This is a genomic window from Mycolicibacter sinensis, from assembly GCF_001673565.1.
Taxonomy (GTDB): domain Bacteria; phylum Actinomycetota; class Actinomycetes; order Mycobacteriales; family Mycobacteriaceae; genus Mycobacterium; species Mycobacterium sinense_C.
On sequence record NZ_LZMF01000007.1, the window covers coordinates 9,829 to 32,287 of the forward strand.

The 22,459-nt window shown below is 68.0% G+C and carries 23 protein-coding genes; 10 read left to right on the forward strand and 13 right to left on the reverse strand.

Annotation, left to right across the window (positions count from 1 at the left end; genetic code table 11):
• Positions 1 to 87 precede the first annotated feature (87 nt).
• Genes A5648_RS01280 through A5648_RS01315 form a run of 8 tightly spaced genes read left to right on the forward strand, consistent with a single transcriptional unit; the run spans position 88 to position 7,600 of the window.
• Positions 88 to 1,269 (forward strand): polyprenyl synthetase family protein, encoded by a 1,182-nt coding sequence (locus tag A5648_RS01280; RefSeq protein WP_428844296.1) that lies wholly within the window; start codon positions 88 to 90, stop codon positions 1,267 to 1,269.
• The gene (crtI, locus tag A5648_RS01285; RefSeq protein ID WP_065022809.1) at positions 1,266 to 2,789 is read left to right on the forward strand and encodes a phytoene desaturase family protein; all 1,524 of its coding nucleotides are present in this window, start codon (positions 1,266 to 1,268) and stop codon (positions 2,787 to 2,789) included. Before A5648_RS01280 ends, crtI begins: the two co-directional genes overlap by 4 nt.
• Positions 2,786 to 3,748, forward strand: coding sequence for a phytoene/squalene synthase family protein (locus tag A5648_RS01290; protein ID WP_065022810.1), 963 nt, complete (start codon positions 2,786 to 2,788; stop codon positions 3,746 to 3,748). Before crtI ends, A5648_RS01290 begins: the two co-directional genes overlap by 4 nt.
• Positions 3,745 to 4,068 (forward strand): lycopene cyclase domain-containing protein, encoded by a 324-nt coding sequence (locus A5648_RS01295; protein ID WP_065022811.1) that lies wholly within the window; start codon positions 3,745 to 3,747, stop codon positions 4,066 to 4,068. Before A5648_RS01290 ends, A5648_RS01295 begins: the two co-directional genes overlap by 4 nt.
• Positions 4,065 to 4,376 (forward strand): lycopene cyclase domain-containing protein, encoded by a 312-nt coding sequence (locus tag A5648_RS01300; protein WP_065022812.1) that lies wholly within the window; start codon positions 4,065 to 4,067, stop codon positions 4,374 to 4,376. The genes A5648_RS01295 and A5648_RS01300 overlap by 4 nt, the downstream gene beginning before the upstream one ends.
• Positions 4,363 to 5,088 (forward strand): class I SAM-dependent methyltransferase, encoded by a 726-nt coding sequence (locus A5648_RS01305; RefSeq protein WP_065022813.1) that lies wholly within the window; start codon positions 4,363 to 4,365, stop codon positions 5,086 to 5,088. The genes A5648_RS01300 and A5648_RS01305 overlap by 14 nt, the downstream gene beginning before the upstream one ends.
• Entirely contained in the window at positions 5,085 to 6,608 is a 1,524-nt protein-coding gene (locus A5648_RS01310) for an FAD-dependent oxidoreductase (protein ID WP_065022814.1), read from the forward strand. The genes A5648_RS01305 and A5648_RS01310 overlap by 4 nt, the downstream gene beginning before the upstream one ends.
• Entirely contained in the window at positions 6,605 to 7,600 is a 996-nt protein-coding gene (locus tag A5648_RS01315) for a DUF5914 domain-containing protein (RefSeq protein ID WP_065022815.1), read from the forward strand. The genes A5648_RS01310 and A5648_RS01315 overlap by 4 nt, the downstream gene beginning before the upstream one ends.
• Positions 7,601 to 7,607: 7 nt before the next feature.
• Here the strand turns inward: A5648_RS01315 and A5648_RS01320 are convergent, their stop codons facing one another.
• Complete coding sequence (locus tag A5648_RS01320) at positions 7,608 to 8,339, reverse strand: DUF1990 family protein (RefSeq protein ID WP_065022816.1); 732 nt, start codon at positions 8,337 to 8,339, stop codon at positions 7,608 to 7,610.
• A gap of 310 nt (positions 8,340 to 8,649) precedes the next feature.
• On the opposite strand from A5648_RS01320, the gene A5648_RS01330 reads away from it, so the two are divergent.
• Positions 8,650 to 9,399 (forward strand): DUF1990 family protein, encoded by a 750-nt coding sequence (locus tag A5648_RS01330; RefSeq protein WP_065022818.1) that lies wholly within the window; start codon positions 8,650 to 8,652, stop codon positions 9,397 to 9,399.
• A 42-nt stretch (positions 9,400 to 9,441) separates the two neighbouring features.
• On the opposite strand, the gene A5648_RS01335 is transcribed toward A5648_RS01330, so the two are convergent.
• The 6 genes from A5648_RS01335 to A5648_RS01360 form a co-directional block, all read right to left on the reverse strand.
• Positions 9,442 to 9,828, reverse strand: coding sequence for a hypothetical protein (locus A5648_RS01335; RefSeq protein WP_082966265.1), 387 nt, complete (start codon positions 9,826 to 9,828; stop codon positions 9,442 to 9,444).
• A gap of 13 nt (positions 9,829 to 9,841) precedes the next feature.
• Positions 9,842 to 10,300 (reverse strand): SRPBCC family protein, encoded by a 459-nt coding sequence (locus A5648_RS01340; protein WP_065022819.1) that lies wholly within the window; start codon positions 10,298 to 10,300, stop codon positions 9,842 to 9,844.
• Positions 10,301 to 10,450: 150 nt separating this feature from the next.
• Positions 10,451 to 11,494: a type 2 isopentenyl-diphosphate Delta-isomerase gene (gene fni, locus A5648_RS01345; protein ID WP_065022820.1), complete on the reverse strand. Its 1,044-nt coding sequence runs from the start codon at positions 11,492 to 11,494 to the stop codon at positions 10,451 to 10,453.
• 4 nt (positions 11,495 to 11,498) lie between these two features.
• Positions 11,499 to 11,990, reverse strand: a complete 492-nt coding sequence (locus A5648_RS01350; RefSeq protein ID WP_065022821.1) for a TspO/MBR family protein — start codon at positions 11,988 to 11,990, stop codon at positions 11,499 to 11,501.
• A gap of 151 nt (positions 11,991 to 12,141) precedes the next feature.
• Positions 12,142 to 13,527: a cryptochrome/photolyase family protein gene (locus tag A5648_RS01355; RefSeq protein ID WP_065022822.1), complete on the reverse strand. Its 1,386-nt coding sequence runs from the start codon at positions 13,525 to 13,527 to the stop codon at positions 12,142 to 12,144.
• Positions 13,528 to 13,587: 60 nt separating this feature from the next.
• A complete protein-coding gene (locus A5648_RS01360; protein ID WP_065022823.1) occupies positions 13,588 to 14,328 on the reverse strand; it encodes an acyltransferase in 741 nt (246 codons plus the stop codon).
• Positions 14,329 to 14,432: 104 nt separating this feature from the next.
• Between A5648_RS01360 and A5648_RS01365 the strand changes: the two genes are divergently transcribed.
• Entirely contained in the window at positions 14,433 to 15,719 is a 1,287-nt protein-coding gene (locus tag A5648_RS01365) for a PQQ-binding-like beta-propeller repeat protein (protein WP_109470646.1), read from the forward strand.
• 70 nt (positions 15,720 to 15,789) lie between these two features.
• Here the strand turns inward: A5648_RS01365 and A5648_RS01370 are convergent, their stop codons facing one another.
• The 6 genes from A5648_RS01370 to A5648_RS01395 all read right to left on the reverse strand — a co-directional run bounded on the left by A5648_RS01370 (position 15,790) and on the right by A5648_RS01395 (position 22,336).
• On the reverse strand, positions 15,790 to 16,491 hold the full coding sequence (locus A5648_RS01370) for an esterase (protein ID WP_065022825.1): 702 nt from the start codon (positions 16,489 to 16,491) through the stop codon (positions 15,790 to 15,792).
• A 77-nt stretch (positions 16,492 to 16,568) separates the two neighbouring features.
• The gene (locus tag A5648_RS01375) at positions 16,569 to 17,777 is read right to left on the reverse strand and encodes a THUMP-like domain-containing protein (protein WP_165607283.1); all 1,209 of its coding nucleotides are present in this window, start codon (positions 17,775 to 17,777) and stop codon (positions 16,569 to 16,571) included.
• Positions 17,774 to 18,742, reverse strand: coding sequence for a class I SAM-dependent methyltransferase (locus tag A5648_RS01380; RefSeq protein ID WP_065022826.1), 969 nt, complete (start codon positions 18,740 to 18,742; stop codon positions 17,774 to 17,776). Before A5648_RS01380 ends, A5648_RS01375 begins: the two co-directional genes overlap by 4 nt.
• Before the next feature lie 34 nt (positions 18,743 to 18,776).
• Positions 18,777 to 19,829, reverse strand: a complete 1,053-nt coding sequence (locus A5648_RS01385) for a histidine phosphatase family protein (protein ID WP_065022827.1) — start codon at positions 19,827 to 19,829, stop codon at positions 18,777 to 18,779.
• A 159-nt stretch (positions 19,830 to 19,988) separates the two neighbouring features.
• Positions 19,989 to 21,053 carry a histidine phosphatase family protein gene (locus tag A5648_RS01390; RefSeq protein WP_065022828.1) on the reverse strand — a complete coding sequence of 355 codons (1,065 nt, stop codon included), beginning with the start codon at positions 21,051 to 21,053 and terminating at the stop codon, positions 19,989 to 19,991.
• A gap of 191 nt (positions 21,054 to 21,244) precedes the next feature.
• Positions 21,245 to 22,336 carry a histidine phosphatase family protein gene (locus A5648_RS01395; protein ID WP_065022829.1) on the reverse strand — a complete coding sequence of 364 codons (1,092 nt, stop codon included), beginning with the start codon at positions 22,334 to 22,336 and terminating at the stop codon, positions 21,245 to 21,247.
• Positions 22,337 to 22,459 lie beyond the last annotated feature (123 nt).

A 22,459-nucleotide genomic window follows, 5' to 3' on the forward strand; every position in this document is an offset into this window, starting at 1 on the left:
ACCGGACCGGCTGATCCCCGGCCGATCCACCTGGTCAAACCGCTGTTTCTTCGCCACTTAATGGTTAACCGGCTCCCCATTGTTTGGGTGCAAACCACGGCGGGTACCGCCCAAACCGACGGGCCTGCGGAAGGAGCGTCCGTGGTCGAACGACACACGTGTTCGCTCATCGGCGAAGTCGGCTTGCCGCAGAATTCCTGCGCGGACAGCAAGTGCTTCCAGAGCTGGCAGGCGCACATTCGGCGCAATGTGCTCGCCGCCGTCGCCGATTTCGTGGCGGCTCGCCGTTCGGCTCAGCTCGGCGGTACCGGCGTGCCCATCGCCGGCGACATCTTGGCCGACTTCGTCGACGGCGGCAAATGCCTGCGCTCGACGTTCACCTACCTGGGCTGGCTCTGCGGAGCCGGCGCCAGTCGGGCCGCGCTGGCAGCCGCGTCGAGCATGGAGTTGCTGCACACCTTCGCGCTGATGCAAGACGACGTGATGGACGACTCCGCCACCCGACGCGGCCGGCAGACGGCGCACCGGCAGTTCGCGGACTGGCATCGCCGGCGCGGCCTGTCGGGGTCGTCGCGACGATTCGGCCAATCCGGCGCCGTGTTGCTGGCCGACCTGTGCTTGATCTGGGCCGAGCAGATGCTGCGCGAATCCGGCTTGGAGCGCGAGCAGCTCCAGCGGGCCTGGCCACGCTACGACGCGATGCGCACCGAACTCGCGGTGGGTCAATTCGCGGATCTGGCAAGCGATCTGAGTGACTGTCCGGAGCTGGACGTCGTCCTTGATGTCGCGCGGCGCAAGTCGGGGAACTACACGGTGCGCCGTCCGCTGGAGATCGGCGCAGCCATGGCCGGCTGCAGCGACGCCACCCTGGCCGGGTTGGGTACCTACGGCGGCGAGGTCGGCGAAGCATTCCAGCTGCGAGACGACCTCTTGGGAGTGTTCGGCTCGCCCGACACCACCGGAAAGCCCAGCGGCGACGATCTGCGCGAGCGCAAGCCGACCAGTGTCGTGGTCACCGCCTACCACATGGCCGACGCGCCGACCCGACGCGAACTCGCCGAACTGATGAAGCAAGCCGACGTCGACAGCCGTGCCGTCGACCGGTGGCGCGCGCTGATCGTGCGCACCGGCGCGGTGGAGGCCATCGAGAAGATGATCGCCGAGAATCTGGTAACCGCCCGGATTGCGCTGGACGACATAACAATCGGGGACAACGTTCGGACCGCGCTGGCCCATATGGCCACCGCCTGCACGGAGCGTTCCCGATGACGCGCACCGTAGGCGGCCGCACCGACCATGTCGTGGTGGTCGGTGCGGGCCTGTCGGGCCTGTCGGCGGCACTGCACCTGGCCGGGCGCGGGCGAGAAGTCACCGTGATCGAGCGGGAGCCGTGGCCGGGCGGACGCGCCGGCCGGCTGGACGTCGGCGGCTACCGGATCGACACCGGCCCCACGGTGCTGACCATGCCCGACCTCATCGAGGAGGCGTTCGCCGCCGTCGGCGAATCGCTCACCGACCGACTGAATCTACTCGCCGTGGATCCGGCTTACGAGGCCAGATTCGCCGATGGCAGCACGCTGAACGTCCACGCCGATGCCGACCGGATGGCCTGCGCGGTCGAGGAGTTCGCCGGCCCCGGCCAGGCTGCCGGATACCTCAAGTTGCGGGACTGGCTGACCCGGCTGTATCGCATCGAGATCGACCGCTTCATCGGCGCCAACTTCGACACTCCGCTGGCTCTGCTGAATCCGCCGTTGATGCGGCTGGCCGCAATCGGCGGATTCCGCGCCTGGGACACCATGGTCAAGCGGTACGTCAGCGACCCGCGGTTGCGCCGGGTGTTCACCTTCCAGTCGCTCTACGCCGGCGTGGCACCCCAAGACGCGCTGGCGGCCTACGCGGTGATCGCCTATATGGACACCGTTTCCGGCGTGTTCTTTCCGGTTGGCGGAGTCCGGGCGCTGCCGGATGCCTTGGCTGCCGCAGGTTCTCGCGCCGGAGTGCGGTTCACCTACGGTGCGACCGTCACCGCACTGGAACGCCGCGGAGACCGAATCGTTGCGGTCCGCACCGACCGTGATGATGCGATCCCCTGCGATGCGCTGGTGCTGACCAGCGAACTGCCCCAAACCTATGAACTGTTGGGCCGCACGCCCCGTCGCCTCCGAGCGCTGCGGGCCTCGCCGTCGGCGGTGGTGGTACACGTGGGCTGCGATCGGCTGCAGCCGGCGACCGCGCATCACACCATCCTGTTCGGCGAGGCGTGGCATGAGACATTCACCGACATCATCGGCGCGGGACAACTGATGCGCGACCCGTCGCTACTGGTCACCCGCCCCACGGCCAGCGATCCGGGCCTGGCCCCGGCCGGACGTGACCTGCTGTACGTGCTCGCGCCCGCGCCCAACCTGTCCACCGGGACCGTCGACTGGCCGGCGGTCGGGCCGGCCTATGCAGCGGGCCTGGTCGACACGGTGCGTGATCGGCTGCAGCCGACTCTACGCGACAGCGCCGAACTGCTCGAGGTCGTCACCCCCGCCGACTGGGCCCGCCGCGGGATGGCGGCGGGCACGCCGTTCGCGTTGGCGCACACCTTCAGCCAGACCGGACCGTTCCGCCCGGCCAACACCATCCGCGGCATCGACAACGCGGTGCTGGCCGGATCGTCGACGGTACCGGGCGTGGGGGTTCCGACCGCGCTGATCTCCGGGCGGCTCGCCGCCGACCGCATCACCGGAAGTGTCCGCCGCCACGCCTCGCACCTCGACCTGAAAGCACCCTTGCCATGATCCACACCGAGTTGGCCGCCGCCGGCATCGACGACCCGCAGTTGCGCGCGGCGTATCGCCGCTGCCGAGAAATCAACGCCGCCCACGGCCGCACCTTCTTCCTGGCCACCCGGCTACTGGCACCGGATCAACGCCCCGCGGTCCACGCCCTCTATGGATTCGCCCGCTACGCCGACGACATCCTCGACGACCTGGACCCGGACATCGGCGCCGAGGTTCGTGCCGAGCAACTCCAACGACTCGCCGATCGGTTCTTCGCCGAGGACGAGCGGCACGACGATCCGGTGCTGGCCGCCGTCAGCCACACGGTGCGCCGGTATGGCATCAGCACGGATCTGTTCGACGACTTCCTGGCCTCGATGCGGATGGACCTGACCGTCACCGACTATCCCGACCGTGACGCACTCAACCACTACATGCACGGATCAGCGGAAGCCATTGGTCTGCAACTGCTTCCGATTTTGGGGGCGATCGGACCAACCGACGAGGCCGCCCCCTACGCGGCGGCGCTCGGGCGCGCCTTCCAACTCACCAACTTCCTGCGCGATGTCGACGAAGACTTGATGCGGAACAGGATCTACCTACCCGCCGACGAACTCGATTCCTACGGCGTCGACCGAGAGTTGCTGATGTGGTGCCACAGCGCCCACCGCACCGATACCAAGGTGCGCAGCGCCCTGACGGCCCAACACGCGATCGCCCGGCAGACCTACCGATTCGCGTCCCGCGGGATCGCGCTCCTGGCGCCGCGGTCACGTCCTTGTGTGGCAACGGCTTTGACGCTGTACTCGGCCATCCTCGACCGCATCGAAGACAGCGGCTACGCGGTGTTCAACCGCCGGGCGACCGTTGGCAACGCACGACGGGCGCAAGTCGCAGCCGTCGGCCTGCTGCGTGCCTGGCGGGCGCGGGCCGGCACTACCGCCGGGTCGGGACCCGCAGAGTTCGGTGCGGCATGACCGATCGATGGCAGTATCTGCTGGTGTTGGGCGCCTGCCTCGCCATCACCGCACCGCTGGAAGTGTTCGGCGGCGGCGTCTACCGACGACCGCGCCGGACGCTGCGCGCCGTGCTCCCGGTTGCCGCGGTATTCCTGATCTGGGACGAAGTGGCCGTCGCAGCGCAGGTATGGACCTACGATCCGGCATACATCACCGGGCTGCATATCCCGTTCGGGGTGCCGATCGAAGAAGTGCTCTTCTTCATTGTGATTCCGCTCTGCGCGCTGCTGACCTACAACGCGGTCGACGGCATTCTCGCCAGGATGCGACGACGATGAGCGGTCTGGGTTACACCGCGCCGGCCATACTGAGCGTAATAGCCGTGTGCGCGTTGGAATTGGGCTGGCTGCGCACCGGACTGTTCCGGCGCCCGGCCTACTGGCTGGCGATGCTGATCGCGCTCGGCTTCCAGGTGCCGGTCGATGGGTGGTTGACCAAACTCAGCGCTCCGATCGTCAGCTATGACGAGCGGCACACCAGCGGACTGCGATTCCCGTTCGACATTCCGGTCGAAGACTTTCTGTTCGGCTTCGCCATGCTGACCGCGGTGCTACTGCTCTGGGAGCGTCAACGTGCGCCCCGCTGATCAGCGCGGGCAGCGCATCGACCTGCCGGCAGCATTCGACGCCGGCTCCGGCAGCTACGACCGCCTGGTCGACGCGAACCCCGGCTACCACGACCACCTGCGTCTCTCCGCACGCCGTCTGCGGTTGCCCGGACGCGGCACCGGGCTGCGGCTACTCGACGCCGGATGCGGCACCGGCGCCTCGACAGCGGCCCTGCTGTCGGTGGCCCCCGACGCCGAGATCGTGGCCGTCGACGCCTCGGCGGGCATGCTGGACGCCGCGCGCGCAAAACCGTGGCCGGAATCGGTGCGGTTCATCCACGCCCCGGTCGAGGAGCTGAGCCAACACGGGGTCGCCGGGCCCTTCGACGGCATCCTGGCCGCCTACCTGGTGCGAAACCTGGCCGATCCCGATGCCCAGCTGCGACGGTTCCGACAACTGCTAAGACCGGGCGGCACGCTGGCGGTCCACGAGTATTCCGTGCGCGATTCACCGGCCGCGATCGCGACGTGGCATGCGGTGTGCTGGGGCATCATCATTCCCGCCGGATGGTGGCGCAGCCGGGACACCACCCTGTACCGCTACCTGTGGCGCAGCGTGCTGGCCTTCGACGGCGCGGCGGCCTTCCGACAGCGTCTCGGCGACGCCGGGTTCACCGCGGTGCACAGCGAAACGGTGCCCGGCTGGCAGGCCGACATCGTTCACACCTTCCTGGCGGATGTACCGCGATGAGCGATCCACGCCGCCAAACACACCGGGCCACTGACGGATTGCCCAACGCCGCGGCCTTGCCGTCGCGGCCGCGGGTGGTGATCGTCGGCGCCGGCATCGCCGGGCTGGCCGCCGCGACCGGGTTGGCCGAACGCGGTGTCGCGGTCGTCGTCGCCGAACGGGAGAACTACCTCGGTGGCCGGGTCGGCGGCTGGACCGAACATCACGACGGCACCGAGGTCGCCATGAACCGCGGCTTCCATGCGTTCTTCCGCCAGTACTACAACCTGCGGGCTCTGCTGCGGCGGATCGACCCGCAGCTGCGCATGTTCACTGCTGTCGACGATTATCCGCTCGTCGACGGCGCGGGCCGACTCGACACGTTCCGGGGCCTGCCGCAGCAGCCGCCGTGGAATGCATTGGCGTTCGCGTTGCGCAGCCCCACGTTTCGGCTGCGCGACCTGGTCCGGTTGAATGCGCGAGCGGCCGCGCCACTGGCCGCCGTCTCGGTGCCGGAGGTCTACGAAGCACTTGACGGCATCGACGCGGACACCTTCCTGCGGGCCATCAACTTCCCCGAGGCTGCACGGCATCTGGCCTTCGAGGTGTTCTCCCGCAGCTTCTTCGCCGACCCGGCCGAGCTATCGGCCGCCGAACTGGCGACGATGTTCCACATCTATTTCCTGGGCTCCAGCGAAGGGTTGATCTTCGATGTCCCCGACGCCAATTACGACGTGGCATTGTGGAACCCGCTGCGGCGCTATCTGGAACCCGCCGGGGTCGAGTTCCGGCTCGGCGTCGAGGTGCTGCGCATCGAAGCCGACCCGGTGCCGTCGTTTCGGATCGTGGACACGAAGGGCGAATGCCTCGACGCCGACGCGGTGGTATTGGCCACCGATGTGACAGGCCTGCAGCAGATCGTTTCGGCATCCCCGGATTTGTGCGATGAGCGGTGGCGCACGCGGATACAGAGGCTGCGCACCGCGCCACCGTTCACGGTCCACCGGCTATGGCTGGATCGCCCGGTCGCAGCCGACCGGCCGGCGTTTCTGGGAACCGCCGGCCACCCGCCGCTCGACAACATCAGCGTGCTGGAGCGCTACGAACACGAGGCGAGCACCTGGGCGCGCGAGCGGCGTGGCTCGGTCGTCGAATTGCACTGCTACGCCAACGGTTCGGCCAGTTCGGCAGCGACCGCGGTCCGTCAGCTGCACGCGGTGTATCCGGAGACCGCCCGGGCCGGCGTGTTGGCGCAACGGGAGCTGCACCGCGCCGACTGCCCGCTGTTTCCGCCCGGATCGCACGCGGACCGACCCGGGATCAGCACCCCGCAGCCGGGCCTGGTGCTGGCCGGTGACGGGATCCGGATCGACCTGCCGGTGGCCTTGATGGAACGCGCCGCCACCACGGGCTTCAGTGCCGCCAATCACTTGCTGAGGCAGTGGCGGCTTGCCGGTCACGACCTGCACACCGTGCCCAACCAGGGTCGATCACGGCCGCTGAGGTGGCTGGCGAACCAGCGAAGGCGAAGTGCCACATGAGCCTTCACCGAGACCTACGGCGGCGATGGCCGAAGAACTGGCCGCTGCAACTTCTGCCCTCGCAGTCGTGGGCGGCGCAGCCACCCACCTACTCCGACGCCGATCCGGCCGTCATCAACGCCGCGCTCCGCCGCGCCCAACGTCGAGCGACCGGCAACTGGTACGCCTTCGCCGCCAGCCGCGATGTGCGCCCCGACCGACCGCTGGGCACCACCGTCGCAGGCGTCGAGATCGTGGCGTGGCGCGATCCGCAGCACCGGTTGGCTGTCGGGCCGCGCAGTTGCCCGCATCTCGCCGCCGACCTGGCCACCGGGCGGGTACTCGACGGCGTCCTGATCTGCCGCTGGCACGGGCTGCCACTGGACGGCAGCAGCTGCGTACTGGGCTGGCGGCCGATGACCAGCCACGACGACGGCGTGCTGGCCTGGGTGCGCCTTGATGCCGTCGGCGGCGAAGAACCCCTGGAGCAGCCGGTGCTTCCGGCCAGACCGACGGGCGACACCTTGCACGCCGTCGCCCGGCTGGTCGGCATTTGTGAGCCCGCCGACATCATCGCCAACCGGCTCGACCCGTGGCATGGCGGGTGGTTTCACCCCTACTCATTCAGCAGGCTGGAAGTGCTGGCTACCCCGACCGAGCAGGACGATCGCTTTTTGGTAGCCGTCACCTTCCGGATGGGGCGCTTCGGTGTACCGGTCATCGCCGAGTTCACCGCGCCCGATGCCCGTACCATCGTGATGCGCATCGTGGAAGGCGAAGGGGTGGGCAGTGTCGTCGAAACCCATGCCACACCAATCGGTTCCACCGCCGACGGCCGCCCGCGCACCGCGGTGCTGGAAGCCACCATCGCGCGCTCGGAACGGCCTGGGTTTCAGCGCGCCCTCACCGCGGCTGCGGTCATCACACCGCTGATGCGGTTGGCCGCAACCAGGTTATGGCGCGACGACCTGGCTTATGCCGAGCGCCGCTACCAGGTGCGGGCCACGCAGTGATCGGGTCTCACCCTCCGGAGTGGTGCGCTTTGATCGCCAACCGCTCAAACGGATTGCGCCTGATGCCCGACGGCGCCATGATCAGGCCCTCTGACGTCAGTGTCGGCTGCGGAGCCTCGCCGCCGGCCAAGACGGTTTCCACCGCGCTGCGCAGCCTGCGACTCACCTGCGTGTAGAAGTACAGCTGGAGTCGCCTCCCGAAGATCTCGAAGCCGGCCCGTATCACCGGGTTCGCAATCGGGGCGCGCCGCGAGTAGGCGCTCAACACGAGGTGCACCTGCCCGCTCTGCTCATCTTTGGTCACTTCGTAGAGCAACCGGCCCTGCTCCAAATGCCCTTCAAGGGTCTGGTAGGCCCATCCCCACGCCCGCTTGCCGTCTCGGTAGCCGTCGACCACCTGCGTCACCCGCACCCCCACATAAAACCGCAGTCCGGCAAACCGCGCCTCGAGCAACATGTCTCGGCCCAGCAGTTCACTGTCGGGCCGGTACACCGCGCGGATGATGCGCGGGTCGGCAAATTCATACTCGCGCACCAGCGTGCAGGCGATGTCCCACGGCCCCCCGGGCACCGGTGGGCCGGGCGGCTCGGTGGCGATGAAGGCGCTTGACTCATCGATATGCCAGTCACCGGGATTCCCGGGCCCGGGAGCGTCCGCTTCGTCGTAGTTGATCTTCAGATGCGCCAGCCTGGCCAGTGCGGCGGCGAAGTCGACGCGCCCGTGCCCTGCCTCGATCATCCGTCCACTCCGAAGCGCTGGGGCCCGGCGACCGTATCGGCGGCGACCCACAAGAATTGCGGCCACAACCCGACGAACAACGCCCTGCGTTCGGCGTTGCCTCGTTCTGCCTGGTCAACCGATTTGGCTCGGATCCATAACGTGACGCTCAATCCGACCGAGCCGACCGAGGCGCCCCGTAACGCGGTGCTCAACCACAGCCGTGCGGTCCAGGGCCCTTCCAGAGTCATGGCAACGCGATACCCGCTGAGGAATTGGGGTAACCCTCCGCCTACCGCCAGCGGCGGTGATCCCACGAAGGGGGCAGAACATGCACGCTCCCCGGCAGGTTCTGGCCGGCCTTGCGCGCTACGGCGTCGGCGTGCCGTTGGTCAGCTGGCGCTATCTGTGGTCGACCGTCCCGCTGCACCGCTCGACGGCGCCCGGCGATTACGGCGATGCGCCGCCCGCGGCGCCGCCCGAACACCTCGCTGACCCCGGCGGCCAACTGCTGGCCGGCGGAACCGGACCGCTGTATCACCGGGTGTTCGGCGTCGATATCGACGACGCGCGACTGCGCGCCGATCAGCTTGTCGGCATGCTGGCCGCCGACCTCAACAGCGCGGTGCCCAGCGAAGCCGCGGCGGTCGAACTCCCGGCTCACCGACACCGCGCACTGCACTCCGGGGACCGCATCACGTTCCGGATTCCGGGCCCGTGGAACGGCCCGGTGCGGGTACTTCATCGAGACAGCAACTCTTTTCGGCTGGGTACCCTCGCCGGCCACATGGAAGCAGGGCAGATCGAGTTCCGCGCTCACGACCGAAACGTCGGGCTGCGGTTCGAGATCGAGGTGTGGGCACGGTCGGCTAACCGGGTGGTGGATCTGCTCTACCGGCACCTGTGGGTCGGCAGCGAGATCCAAGTGAACATGTGGATTCGGTTCTGCCTATCCGCTGCCCGCCTCGCCGGCGGAAAGCCGCGAGACGGTGTCACGATCACGACCCGGGTCGTCGGTGAGCCGCGCGCCCTGGCCAGGTGTCTGCAAGCCGAACGGGCGGTCGAGCGCCGGCACCGGTGATCACGATCCGTCGGGCCATGGGTCGCCTCCCCCGTTGTCTCGTCACACGAGCGCTCTCAGCAACCCTTCGCAGTCGGCGACGGTCACAGTGACGCCGGGATGGCGCAGCAGGCCGGTCGGCTCGATCGCGCGAATCGGGGTGTGCAGCCTGATGCACACCCCCTGCTCGGCATTCGTCGCGAAGGTGATGCCCCGATCGGCAAGTGACAAGTGTGCCGGCCCCGCGGTTTTGAGAAAACGATACGGGCCGGTGAACCGAGCGTCGGCGATGTTGTCCCGCTCGACGTTCGCTCGCCACGGCCCGAATCGGATTGCCACGCCGCCGCTGCTCACTCGTACCTGGCATGTCGACGGGCTGACGCCGAAGAGCAACCCGGCGATCAGGTAGGGCCGGGTGAAGTGGAAGTCGAACGCTGGCAAATGCGTCACCCTGATCCGACGCTCAGGAGCGTTGCACGTCGCCGCGCCATGCTCCGGTTTCCACCGGCCGGCTTTCGATGAATTCTTTGAACCGCTCCATATCCCCGTGAACCCGACGGTCCAGAATGCCGAGTTTGTCGGCGACGTTTTCGACGAACCCCTCCGGGTCGATGTCCATCTGCGCCGTCACGCGGGTGACGTCATCGCTGATTCGGTGAAACGTGACGACGCCGGCGTGGTCGGGTCCGTCGTCCGAGTGCCACGCCACCCGCTCCTCGGGGTGCTGTTCGGTCACGGTCGCCCGGAATTCGCGGCTCGCGGGGCCGACGCTGATCCGCCACTTCAGGTGGGTGTCGTCGAGCTGGTCGACCCGCTCCACGCCCTCCATGAATTGCGGGAACGATTCGAACTGGGTCCATTGGTTGTAGACGGTGCGGATGGGGCGATTGACGTCCACCGCGGCGGTGATGTTGCTGGTCATGCTCTGCCCTCTCGATCGAAGTCCTGCCATTCGGCGCTGCCAGACCGGCTACCCGCACCGGGCCAGCAGTCAAACCTGCTGCCCAGCAGTGCTTTACACGAGACAGAAATGTTGACGGTCAGGCACCTTCCCAGCCGCAAGCGGTAGTCGTCATTCAGCGGCTAGCTGAACTGTGTGCAGTGCCGCGAGATCGGGCGTCCCGCAACCGTGCATGCAGATGCGCAGTTCCTCGATGAATCGGTGCAGCCAGGCCGACACCGAATCCGCCGATTCGATCGCGGCGGCCAGCAGCGGTCGCGCGATCGCGACGACGTCGGCGCCCAGGGCGAGCGCCTTGGCCGCGTCCATGCCGGTGCGGATGCCGCCGGAGGCGACCAGCGGGATCTCCGGCAGGGCATCCCGGACTTCGCAGATCGCCCGGGCGGTCGGGATGCCCCATTCGGCCAGATCCGGGTAGCGCAGGTGACCGTAACGGACATACTGCTCGACCCGCGCCCACGAGGTGCCTCCGGCACCCGCGACATCGATGGCCGCCACCGGTGGCCGCGGGCAGCACTTGAGCAGTTCGCCCACTGCTGCAGCGCCGATCCCGTGGCCGACCTCCTTCAACAGCAGCGGGTATCCGATCGCATCGGCGAATTCGCCTAGCCTGCCCAGCGAACTCGAGAAGTCGGTGTCGCCGTGGCGCTGCAGTGCCTCCTGTAATGGATTGGTATGCACCGCAAGAGCATCCGCCCCGACCCGGTCGAGCGCTGCAGCAATGGCCGGGGCCGCGGCTTGCGACAACTGCGCCAACCCGATATTGCCGATGAGCAATACATCGGGAGCCACATCGCGCACCGCGAAGCTGGCCGCCGCCTGTTCGGTCATGTCCGGGTCCAGCATGATTCGCTGCGAACCGAGCATCATCCCGATGCCCAGCTCCTGGGCGGCGGCGGCCAGGTTCCGGTTGATGGTTCCGGCCAGCGCGGGGCCGCCGGTCATGGCGCCGATCAACACCGGCGCTCGCAGCCGAACCCCGAGGAAGTCGGTGGCCAGGTCGATGCCGGTGAGGCTGGTCTGCGTCAGCGCGTTGTACGGCAACCGGTAGCGCTCCAGGCCCGTCGACACCTGTTCGAACTCAACGCGTTCGGTCAGGCACACATCGATGTGTCGCCGCTTGCGGGAGGCGATCAACTCGGGCTCCGCACTCATCGCGCTACCGCCGTCGGCGATTGAGCACCGAGATGTGCCCGGACAACACGGTGGCGAAGGCGCACCACAGCGGGTACAGCACCAGCGGTACCGCCCGCGCCTTATCGACGCTGACCGCTCGACGGGCAAGGTCGGCGCTGCTGACCGTGAGGATCGCACTCAGCAGCGTGGCGGCGCCGAAGCGCCGCCGGTTGAAGAACAACCACGACCATCCGGCGTTGAGTGCCAGGTTGCCGGCGAGCGCGCCCTGATAGGCGCGTTGCTCGCCGGCCTGCCCGGAGTCTCGCAACCGGTCGATCGCCGACGCCGAAACAATGGCGATGTCGGCGTAGAGCGCCGGCCACACCACCGGAAACACCTGCCGGGGCGGTTGATAGGCCGGCTTGCGGAGGTGGTCATACCACGTCGATCGGACCGCCGGGGTGGTCGCGGCGGCGCCGAGCGTGGAGGTCAGCAGGACGGCAGCCGCAGTGCCGACCAGGGTGGGGATGCGCATACCGGCCCTTTCACCAGACGTGTGGGTACCGCTGGCGTATACCCCGTGGCTGACGTTCGGACTCCTGGCCCTTCCGGGTTCGCACGCCGCGCTCGATGCGGATCAACCGCCACCCTAACGCGACCCGCGATCTTTTTCATTTTCTAAAATATTAATTCGGCGAACGTCGATTGCCCTTTGATCCGCTCTCCGGCTTCGGCCCGACAAACTGATACCGGCGCAGCGCTTCCCGGCGTTCGGCACCGTGGTCGACGATGGGGTCCGGGTAACCGGGCGGACGATGCCCACATTTGAGATGGACGTCGTCGATGTCGGCCAATTCCGGAATCCACCGTCGGACATAGGCGCCGTCGGGATCGAACTTGTCGCCCTGGGTGGTGGGGTTGAAGACCCGGAAATACGGTGCGGCGTCGGTGCCCGAACCCGCACACCACTGCCACCCATGCTGGTTGCTGGCCAGGTCTCCGTCGACCAGTTGCTCCAAGAACCAGCGCGCGCCCCACTGCCAGGGCAGGTGCAGGTCCTTCACCAGAAAGGACGCGGTGAGCATCCGGACCCGGTTGTGCATGAAACCGGTCTGGTTGAGCTCACGCATCCCGGCATCGACTATCGGAAATCCCGTTTCGCCGGCCTTCCACAATTCGAAAAGCCGTTGCGCCTCGGCGCCGGTGTCGGTCTCGATGGCGTCGAAATTCCGGTTCCAATTCCACCAGGCGCTGCGCGGCCAGTGATAGAGCACCGCCGCGTAGAAGTCCCGGAACCCCAGCTCGCGCAGATAGGCCTGGGCGCCGGCGCGGCGTAGATCCAAGTCGACCAGCATCGTGCGCGGGTGAATGGTGCCGAACTTCAGGTGCGCCGACATCCGGCTGCTCGCGCGGTCCGGGCGGTTACGGTCCTCGCTGTAGCGCTCCAGCCCGGTCTCGACGAAGTTCGTCCAGTGGCGTGTCGCCGCTGCCTCACCTGCCGCGATGGGCATCGGCAGTCCGGCGTCGGGAATGTCCACCGGTTCGGCCGATCGTGTCGACAGGTCTTGCGGGTCCAGCCAGCGCGCCGAGGTCCGGTCAGACCGGGCCGGGGTCCGCCACCCGTGCTCGCGCCAGCGCCGGAAGAACGGTGTGTACACCTTGAAGGGGTTGCCGTCGTCTTTGAGTACGCGTCCTGGGGAGACCAGGTAGGGCGATCCGGAGGCGACCAGCGGCACCTGCCCCAGAGCCGCCCGGACCCGCTCGTCACGGCGCCGGCCGAACGGCGCGAAATCTTCCGAAATGTGCACCGACGACGCGCCGATCTCGTTGGCTATCGACGGGATTCGCTGCTCGGGCGGTCCCCGGGTCACCAGCAGCCGGCCATCGAGGTCGTCGCGGAGCTGCCGCAGCGAGTCACCCAGGAATTGCATCCGGCGCGGGCCCGACGATGCCTCCAGCCGCGGATCGAGAACGAAGCAGGCCAGCACGTCGTTGCTGTCCGACGCCGCGGACAGCAACGCCGGCAGGTCATGCAGCCGAAGATCGCGGCGAAACCACAGCAGGGCGGGCATTGGTCAAGTCTGCCCGCCGGGGCGGCGCCAAGCAGCGCGATGGGGTTCCGGCCGGACCGCCTAGCTGCGCGCCGCTTTCTTGCGTTCGATGTCGGCCAGCGCGGCGGCCAGCTCGGCCCGCTCGGCGGCAGAGGTCTCCCAGGCCAGCTTGCGGTTCTTGACCACCTTGGCCGGCGCGCCCACCGCGATCGAGTAGTCCGGGATGACGCCCTTGACCACCGCGTGGGCGCCCAGTACGCATCCGCGGCCGATGCTGGTCTCGCGAAGGATGGTGACCTTGGCCGCCACCCAGGTGTCCGGACCGATCCGCACCGGGCTCTTGACGATGCCCTGGTCCTTGATGGGCACGTTGATGTCGTCCATCCGGTGGTCGAAGTCGCAGACGTAGCACCAGTCGGCCATCAGCACCGAGTCACCGAGCTCGATGTCCAGATAGGTGTTGATGACGTTGTCGCGGCCAAGTACCACTTTGTCGCCGAATCGCAGCGACCCCTCGTGCGCCCGGATGGTGTTCTTGTCGCCGATGTGCACCCAGCGGCCGATCTCCATGTACGACATCTCCGGGGTGGCCTGGATCTCCACGCCCTTGCCCAGGAACACCATGCCGCGGGTGATGATGTGCGGGTTGGCCAGCTTGAACTTCAGCAGCCGCCAGTAACGCACCAGGTACCAGGGCGTGTAGGCGCGGTTGGCCAACACCCAGCGCAGCGAGGCCAGGGTGAGGAACTTGGCCTGGCGGGGATCCCGCAGGCGCGAACCGCGCCAGCGTTTGTGGATCGGAGCACCCCACATGGTCGTCATGGCCGGAAAGCCTACGCGAGCGGGTTCGGCGCACGCGCTACCCTCACCTGGACTCGTTCACTCCGGGATTGGGGATTGCCACTGTGTTGCGGCGACGTGGTGTCCTGGCAGCCGTCGCGACGACGGCGGCGATAGCGGTGGCCGTGACGTTGGGCGGCTGCGCCAACACCGATTCGTGGGTGGACGCCGCGCCCGCGCCGGGCTGGCCCGCCCAGTATTCCGACGCCGCCAACAGCAGCAACACCGCCACTACCGGGGCCACCGACCTGCAATTGGACTGGACCCGCTCGGTCAAGGGCGAGCTGGGAGCCGGCCCTGCGCTGGGCGTGCACGGCTGGTTGGTGCTCAACGGGCAGACCGAGACCGGCTGTTCGCTGATGCAGTGGGAGAACGCCGACCACGGCAGACAGCGCTGGTGTACCCGGCTGCATCAGGGCGGCGGGTTCTTCGGCCCGCTCATCGACGGCTTCGACAACGTCTATGTCGGCCAGCCGGGTGCGATGCTGTCGTTTCCGCCCACCCAGTGGATCCGCTGGCGTGCACCGGTGATCGGGATGCCATCGACGCCGCGGATCCTCGGCGACGGCCTGCTGCTGGTGGTGACCCACCTCGGCCAGACACTGGTGTTCGACGCGCACCGCGGCACCGTCGTCGGAACCCCGCTGGACCTGGTGGACGGTGTCGATCCGACCGATTTCCGCCGTGGATTGTCCGACTGCGCCGCCGCCCGGCCGGACTGCCCGGTCGCGGCCGCCCCCGCCTTCTCACCGGCGAGCAACACCGTGGTGGTGAGCCTGTGGCGCCCCGGCGCCGACGAGTCCGGACTCGTCGGCATCAAGTACCACCCGGGTGGCACTCCCCTACTCACCCAGGAGTGGACCAGCGACGCCGTCGCCGCCGGAGTGCTGGCCAGCCCGGTGCTGTCCGCCGACGGCGCGACCGTCTACGTCAACGGGCGCGACCAACGGCTCTGGGCGATCAACGCCGCCGACGGGAAGGCCAAATGGTCGGTGCCGCTGAAGTTCCTGGCGCAGACCCCGCCGGCGGTGACGCCCGGCGGGCTGATCGTCTCCGGCGGCGGGCCGGACACCGACCTGGTCGCGTTCGCCGACCGCGGCGAGTACGCCGAGCAGGTGTGGCGCCGCGACGACACCACTCCGCTGTCGTCGTCGAGCCTGGCCGGAAAGGTCGGCTACACCGTCGTCGCCGGTACCAGTGTCGGCCCGGCCGGATTGTCGCTGCTGGTGTTCGACCCCAACGACGGCCACACCGTCAACAGCTATCCGCTGCCCGAATCGCGCGGGTTTCCGCTCGGGGTGTCGGTCGGCCACGACCGGCGGGTGGTGGTCGCCACCAGCGCCGGGCAGGTTTTCAGCTTCGCCCCCGCCTAAGGTGCGTTCGAGCGCCTCAGAGCCGTTACGGCGACCCGCCGCGCCCGGCTCCGCCGCGCTCGCGATCGCCTCAGACGGCCAGCGGCGGCAGCGCGGTGCGCGGCACCTTCACCGAGGTGGCACCGGCGCTCATCGGCAGCAGCTCGCCGGGCGAGAAGTAGAAGATCACGTCCTCGTTGGTGATGGCGAAGTTCTGGTAGTGCGACGGGTCCATTCCCGAGCCCGGCGAGATCAGGATCGCCGGCACACCGGTCTGGCGCTCGAGGTCGCGCTGCACGACCGGAAAGATCGCTTCCAGCGGCTTGCTGTTCGGCGCGAACAGCGTCTCGAAGGTGATCGGTTTGCGGGCGGTCAGGTCGTAGTTGAAGGACTGGTACCAGGTGGAGGGCTGCGGGCCGCCGAGGTCCTGGAAGATCTTGAGCACGACGCTCTGAGTTCCCTTGGGCGGCTGCCCCGACCGGTGCTGCTCAGAGGTGGCGTCCATTTCGTAGGGCATGTCGCGCGACCCGGGCGACTTGGCGACGGTCAGGAATCCGTCGCGGTTCTGTACCAGGTAGTCGGTCAGCGTCTGCTGATCGGGGTAGTCGACCGGGAACTTCATGTCCAGGGTGTAGCTGGAGTTCGAGGAGTGGACGTGACACAGCCCGCCGGCCTCGACGTTTCCGCCCAGTTCGGCACACGGCGAGGCCGCCATCGCCGAGGGCGGGCCTGGTATGCCCAGCCACCCGCTTACTGCCCCGCCCGCCAACAGGGCGGCCACCACGATGCGCATTGTCGGTTCGTCTCGCTTTGTCTCGACTTGCCGCAGCAAGCAGGAATGGCCCCGAAGCCGATAGCCTACCGGGCCGTTCACCGGGATGGACGGCAGATAAACGCAATTGCCCGAGCCGTTGTCCCGGCCCCGATGCGGGTGATGACCACCGACAGTGGCAGCTGTCCACGCAGCCGCAGCCGCCGGCGCAAGCCATCGGGGTCGGCCTGTACCTCGCGCACGCCGCGCACCAGGATCTCCAGGGTTCCGCAGTCGAGCGCCGCCAGCGCCTGACGCAGCCGCTTCTCACTGTAGGCCAACGTCTCGAGTACCTCGAATCCCCTTACCCCGCAAGGTAGTTCATCTCCAGACAGGTAGGCGATGTCGGGATCGAGCTGCCAGAGCCGGTGCCGGGCGCCGTACTGGCGTACCAGGCCAGCTCGCACCACCGCGCCGTCCGGATCGATGATCCACCGCCCTGCCGGGCGCACGTCGCAGTCGTCGGGTTCGGCGTCGGTGATCTGCTCGTCGCGGTCCAGGATCACCGCGCGGCGGCGTACACCGGGCCCGGACAGTCCGGGCGACCACAGGCAGGCCTCACGTACCGAGGTGCGCCAGGAGGTGACTTCGATCTCGCCCTGGAAGCCGAGCCTCTCGACCTTCTCGAAATCGATTCCAGGAGCGGTCTTTACGACGAGATTGCGGCCGGTGTAGGCGTCCAGCAGCCGGTCCAGGGCGGGTTCGTAATCGGCCGGATCGAAGCGACGCCGTCCACCACCGCGGCGGCCGGGATCGGCCAGCACCACAGTGTTGCGGGTGACCGGGGTCAACGCGTCGGCTTGAACAAGACCGACCATGGCCGCCCCGGCCAGGTTGTGGCGTGCCATGGCCAGCCGAACCGGGTCGAGGTCGCTGCCCAGCACAGCGGCGGTGACCTCGGACAGCGCCGCCAATTCGGTACCGACCGAGCAGGTCACGTCGTGCACGACGGCATCGGGCACGGTCGCGGTGATCCGCTGCGCGCGGTGTCGTGCCACCGGTGCGGCGCTGGCCTGTTGCAGCGCCTCGTCGGTGAACAGCCACTGCGAGGTGTCCGGCAGCTCGGCCAGCTTGGCCGCCGCCCGGCGCCGCAGCAGGACGGTCTCGGCCAGGGCCGGCGTCCGGTCACCGAAGCGACCCCGCAGGGTGGCGATGTCGGCGATGCGGGTGGCATCGGTGAGGGCAAAGCCCGCTACCTCGGCCAGGGCGGCGGTACCGGCCGCCGACCGCAGGTAGCCGACGTCGGCCAGCGAGAAGCGGTAGCTCAGGAGGGCTTGACCCCGGTGACCATCACGTTGTAGTACCAGCCCTTCGGCACAACCCGGCTCAACACGTTGGCGTCCACCCAGCTCAGGGTCGTCCAGCTGCGGAAGGCGAACCTCGCCCATTTGAAGCCCAGCTTGCCCGGCGGCACGGTCGACTCGAAGGTCCGGACCGGCCAGCCCAACATGGCGGCGGTGAACTCTTCGCTGGCGGTGCGCACCTCGACCGCACCGGCGTTGCTGGCCATCCGCTCCAGATCGCTCGGCTCGAAGGTGTGCAGGTCGACCACCCACTCCAGGGCCGCCGCCCGCGAGTTCTCGTCGAGCTCTTCCTGCGGCCGACGCCAGGAGCCCATCCCGGGCAGCTTCATCGCGGCGACCGTGGTCTTCCAGGTCAGGTCGGCCAGCCGGCGGGCGTAGAAGTTGCCGACCGTCGTGGGCTCGCCGGCGAAGATGAACCGGCCGCCGGGCTTGAGCACCCGCACCACCTCACGCAGCGACAGCTCGACGTCGGGGATGTGGTGCAGCACCGCGTGACCGACCACCAAGTCAAAAGTGTTGTCCTCGTACGGGATGCCCTCGGCGTCGGCGACCCGGCCGTCGATCTCCAGGCCGAGGCTTTGACCGTTGCGGGTGGCGACCTTGACCATGCCCGGCGACAGGTCGGTCACCGAGCCGCGTCGCGCCACCCCGGCCTGCATCAGGTTCAGCAGGAAGAACCCGGTGCCGCAGCCCAGCTCCAGAGCCCGGTGATACGGAAGCTTGTCCCGGTCGGCCGCCGGCACGATCACATCGAAGCGGCCCCGGGCATAGTCGATACAGCGCTCGTCATAGGAGATCGACCACTTCTCGTCGTACTGCTCGGCCTCCCAGTCGTGATAGAGCACCTGAGCGAGCTTGCTGTCGTGGCGGGCGGCCTCCACCTGCTCGGCGGTGGCGTGCGGGTTCGGCGTCGGGTCCGTACTCGTCATAGCGAGTCAGCCTAACGGCTGGGCCGACCTCGGGTTAGATCGCTCCCAGCAAGCCGTCGGCGAGTGAGTCCGCGGCCCCGCCGGCGCTGCCCCCAAACGCGCCGGTGATGGTGTCGATCACCGACTGCGGGAAGGCCTCGTACGCGGCGAGGACGTCATTGAATCCGGTCTGCAACGCCGCGCTGATGTCGCTCTGGTCACCACCCTGGATGGCCTCCCAGAGGTGCCACAACGCGATCTGCGGCGCCGTGATCAGGTTGCGGTAGTCGACGAGCAATCCGGTGATCAGATCCGGCGTCGCCGGCACGGCGATGCCGTCCCAGCTGACCAGGGTCCAGCCGTCGGTGGGGTTGCCCGCCAGGATGGCCTCGCCCGCGTTGGGAGGCGGGCCGCCGTTTTCCAGCACCGTCTGCAGAATCGGCCAGATATCGGGGTTCTTGACGTTCATCAGAATCCAGATGGCGATGTCCCCGCCGCTGGAAGACGCCACCGCGGTCGTCGGGCCGTCAGCCGCGATGGTGTTGTCGTACATCGTCTGGACGGCTTGGTTGACCTGATCCTCGAAGACCACCCCGTTGTAGTTGGTGCCGGGCTCCGAAACCAAGAGGTTGCCGAGGATCCATGAGGCCATCGGCAGGAAGAAGTTGGCTTCGGTGATCAGGTCGCGGGGGTGTCCTTCGAAGAGGCCGGCGGGGATCTCGTTGAGATCCGGCAGCACCGTCACGGCCGGCATCCCGGAAAGTGCGGCCAGCGCGGCCATGGTCTCTTGTGTCCGGACCAGCTCCGAGGCGTAGATGCCGGCGATACCGCCCGGAAACTCCTGCTGAATGTCCTGGGCGACCTGCGCGGCCTGTTGTTCTCCCAGGTCGGTGAGGTGGGCGCCGGGCGGCATGGTGCCGAGAATGCCATTGAGGTCGTCGGTCGATTGCCCGTGCCGCACGAAATCCAGCGTGATGTCCTCGGCGGTGAGCTGAACGTCAAAGGCGAGCGCGCCGGCGGGCGGTGGTACCGGCGTCCCGGCGACAAGGCCGGCGCTGACCAGCGTGACCCCGGTGAGCACCCACGAATGGTTGACAAGTCGCTGCATGTCCGTCTCCCCTGGCAGGACATTTATGTGACTCGTACCACGATACATAGACCGTAGCGAGCGCGCCAATACCTAGATTTCAGGGAAATCCGATCTCGGCCTTCAGATGCCGTATCCGGGCGCCGGGGGTTCACCGCCGCGCCCGGCCAAGCCCTGGGTTCAGCTCGCCAGCGCCGCCACCACGTCGCCGACCGCGTCGCCCGTGCTGCTTCCGGCGCCGTCGCCCATCGACCCGGTGATGGTGTCGATCACCGACTGCGGGAACGCTTCGACCGCGGCGACGACTTGGCTGAAGCCGGTCTGCAGCGCCGCCGTGATGTCAGCGGAGTTGCCGCCCTGGATCGCCTGCCAGATGTTCCACAGCGCAATCTGCGGCGCGGTGACCAGGTCGCGGTAGTCGACGAACAATCCGGTGATCAGGTCCGGGGTCGCCGGGACGGGTGTCCCGTCCCAGCTGACCATGGTCCAGCCGTCGGTGGGGCTGCCCTGCAAGATGGCCTGGCCCGCGTTGGGCGGCGGACCGAGGGTTTGGAGCAGCTGCTGCAGAAGCAGGAAGATGGGCGGGTTCTTGACGTTCATCAGGGCCCAGATCGCGATCGGCCCGCCGCTGGAGTAGGCCACATCGGTCATCGGGCCGTTCGGGTCGGCAATGGTGTTGTTGTAGATCGTCTGGACGGCTTGGTCGACCTGCTCGTCGAACACCACCCCGTTGAAGTTGGTGCCGGGCTCCGCTACGAAGAGATTGCCCAGAACCCACGCGGCCATCGGCGCGAAATAGCCGATCTCGGTGAGCAGGTCGCGTGGCTGGCCTTCGAGGATCCCGGCCGGGATCTCGTTGAGCCCCGGCAATGTCTGCACGTCCATGCCGAGCGCCTGGGCCAGCGGGGCCGCGGTCTCCTGGGTCCGGACCAGCTGCGAGTCGTAGATGCCGGCGATGCCGTCCGGGTATTCATTCTGAATGGCAGCGGCGACGTCGGCGGCCTGCGTTTCGCCCAAATCGGTGAGGTGAGAGCCGGGTGGGAGCGTGCCGAGAATGCCGGTGGCGTCGTCGGTCGACTCCCCGTGACGCACCAGATCCAGCGTGATCTGCTCGTCGCCGGCGGCGAGCTGGATATCGGGAATGTGCGCGGCGGCGGGCGGGAGCCCCGGTGTGACGGCGACAAGGCCGGCGCCGATCAAGGTGATCCCGGTGGTGATCCACGAACGGATCTCGAGTCGCTGCATGTCCAATCCTCCCCCGACAGGACATTTGTGACTGAATTCACAGTACGTATTCGGCAAGGAGCTGCGCAATACGCAATTCTCAGCTATAAGCGGGGTCGGTCTTCAGGCGCCGGCGCGCCGGCCTCTCGAACACGGCAAAGCCGGGCGTTGCGGGGCCCACCCGCCGCGCCCGGCTAGGCACCAGCTGCGGTTCAGCCGGCCAGCGCCGCCACCACGTCGCCGACCGCGTCGGCCGCGCTGCTGCCGGCGGCATCGCCCATCGACCCGGTGATGGTGTCGATCACGGCCTGCGGGAACGCGGCGAACGCGGCGAGCACGTCGTTGAAGCCGGTCTGCAACGCGGCGGTGATGTCGGCGGGATCGCCGCCCTGCAGGGCTTCCATGATGTGCCAGCTCGCCATCTGCGGCGCGACCATCAGGTCGCGAAAGTCGACGAACAGCCCGGTGAGCAGCCCGGGGTTTTCCGCCACCTCGGTTCCGTTCCAGCTGACCAGGGTCCAGCCGTCGGTCGGGTTGCCTTCGATCACGACCTGACCGGTGTTGGGCAGCAACCCTTGCATCAACGACTTGAAGTAGATCTCGAAATCGGGGTTCTTGACGTTCATCATCACCCAGGTGGAGATCGCCGCCGCGTGGGAAAACGCCACGCTGTTGAGGTTGCCGTCGGCGTCGACCGGGCCGCCGTTGTTGTAGATCGTCTCGACGGCGTCGCTGAATCGGTCCTGGAACGCCATCCCGTTGGTGTCGATCGTCGAACCCAGCTGCGGCACCCAGTACTGGCCGAACATCCACGCCAGCGGCGCCACCAGGTACAGCATCGCCATCGCCTGGTTGGACTGCGAGCTGCCTTCCAGGAGGCCGGCGTTGAGTTCGTTGAGACCGGCAAGGACCGTCGGCGAAGTCTCCGACGCGCCGGCGGCCGTCAGCCAGTCGGTCGCGGTCTGCTGAGTCCGGATGAACTCCGACGCGTAGACCCCGCCGTAGAAGCTCGGGTCGGCCAGGCGCAGCGGGTTGTCGGGGTCGGCGAGATAGGCCGCCTGGGTCGCACCCTCATCGGTGAGCGCCGCCCCCGGCGGCAGCGTTCCGATGACGCCCTCGACGTTGTCCACCGACTGACCGTGCCGCACCAGGTCGAGCACCATGTCGGCGGCCGCGAGCTGGATGCCGGGCATGGCCGTGAGGGCGGGCAGCGGCCCGCCTACCGGCGCCACCGGGGCGACGGCGAGAAGTCCGGCGCCGACGAGGGCGATTCCGGCGGTGATCCACGGGCGGGTGTGGTTCATGACGTTCCCTTCGGCGAGCGACAGGTTTTCGTTACGCTACGGCGCGTAGCGCAAATGGATTCCCTGAGGCTAATCTGATGTTTTCCTCACTGTCAATGGGTTGCCGGAGAATTCGGGCCGCCG

Bases quoted from the DNA above. Each gene is read 5' to 3' on its own strand.
- crtI (WP_065022809.1), top strand. From the start codon at position 1,266: ATGACGCGCACCGTAGGCGGCCGCACCGACCATGTCGTGGTGGTCGGT.
- A5648_RS01290 (WP_065022810.1), top strand. From the start codon at position 2,786: ATGATCCACACCGAGTTGGCCGCCGCCGGCATCGACGACCCGCAGTTG.
- A5648_RS01295 (WP_065022811.1), top strand. From the start codon at position 3,745: ATGACCGATCGATGGCAGTATCTGCTGGTGTTGGGCGCCTGCCTCGCC.
- A5648_RS01300 (WP_065022812.1), top strand. From the start codon at position 4,065: ATGAGCGGTCTGGGTTACACCGCGCCGGCCATACTGAGCGTAATAGCC.
- A5648_RS01310 (WP_065022814.1), top strand. From the start codon at position 5,085: ATGAGCGATCCACGCCGCCAAACACACCGGGCCACTGACGGATTGCCC.
- A5648_RS01315 (WP_065022815.1), top strand. From the start codon at position 6,605: ATGAGCCTTCACCGAGACCTACGGCGGCGATGGCCGAAGAACTGGCCG.
- A5648_RS01320 (WP_065022816.1), bottom strand. From the start codon at position 8,339: ATGATCGAGGCAGGGCACGGGCGCGTCGACTTCGCCGCCGCACTGGCC.
- A5648_RS01330 (WP_065022818.1), top strand. From the start codon at position 8,650: ATGCACGCTCCCCGGCAGGTTCTGGCCGGCCTTGCGCGCTACGGCGTC.
- A5648_RS01340 (WP_065022819.1), bottom strand. From the start codon at position 10,300: ATGACCAGCAACATCACCGCCGCGGTGGACGTCAATCGCCCCATCCGC.
- fni (WP_065022820.1), bottom strand. From the start codon at position 11,494: ATGAGTGCGGAGCCCGAGTTGATCGCCTCCCGCAAGCGGCGACACATC.
- A5648_RS01350 (WP_065022821.1), bottom strand. From the start codon at position 11,990: ATGCGCATCCCCACCCTGGTCGGCACTGCGGCTGCCGTCCTGCTGACC.
- A5648_RS01355 (WP_065022822.1), bottom strand. From the start codon at position 13,527: ATGCCCGCCCTGCTGTGGTTTCGCCGCGATCTTCGGCTGCATGACCTG.
- A5648_RS01360 (WP_065022823.1), bottom strand. From the start codon at position 14,328: ATGACGACCATGTGGGGTGCTCCGATCCACAAACGCTGGCGCGGTTCG.
- A5648_RS01370 (WP_065022825.1), bottom strand. From the start codon at position 16,491: ATGCGCATCGTGGTGGCCGCCCTGTTGGCGGGCGGGGCAGTAAGCGGG.
- A5648_RS01380 (WP_065022826.1), bottom strand. From the start codon at position 18,742: ATGACGAGTACGGACCCGACGCCGAACCCGCACGCCACCGCCGAGCAG.
- A5648_RS01385 (WP_065022827.1), bottom strand. From the start codon at position 19,829: ATGCAGCGACTTGTCAACCATTCGTGGGTGCTCACCGGGGTCACGCTG.
- A5648_RS01390 (WP_065022828.1), bottom strand. From the start codon at position 21,053: ATGCAGCGACTCGAGATCCGTTCGTGGATCACCACCGGGATCACCTTG.
- A5648_RS01395 (WP_065022829.1), bottom strand. From the start codon at position 22,336: ATGAACCACACCCGCCCGTGGATCACCGCCGGAATCGCCCTCGTCGGC.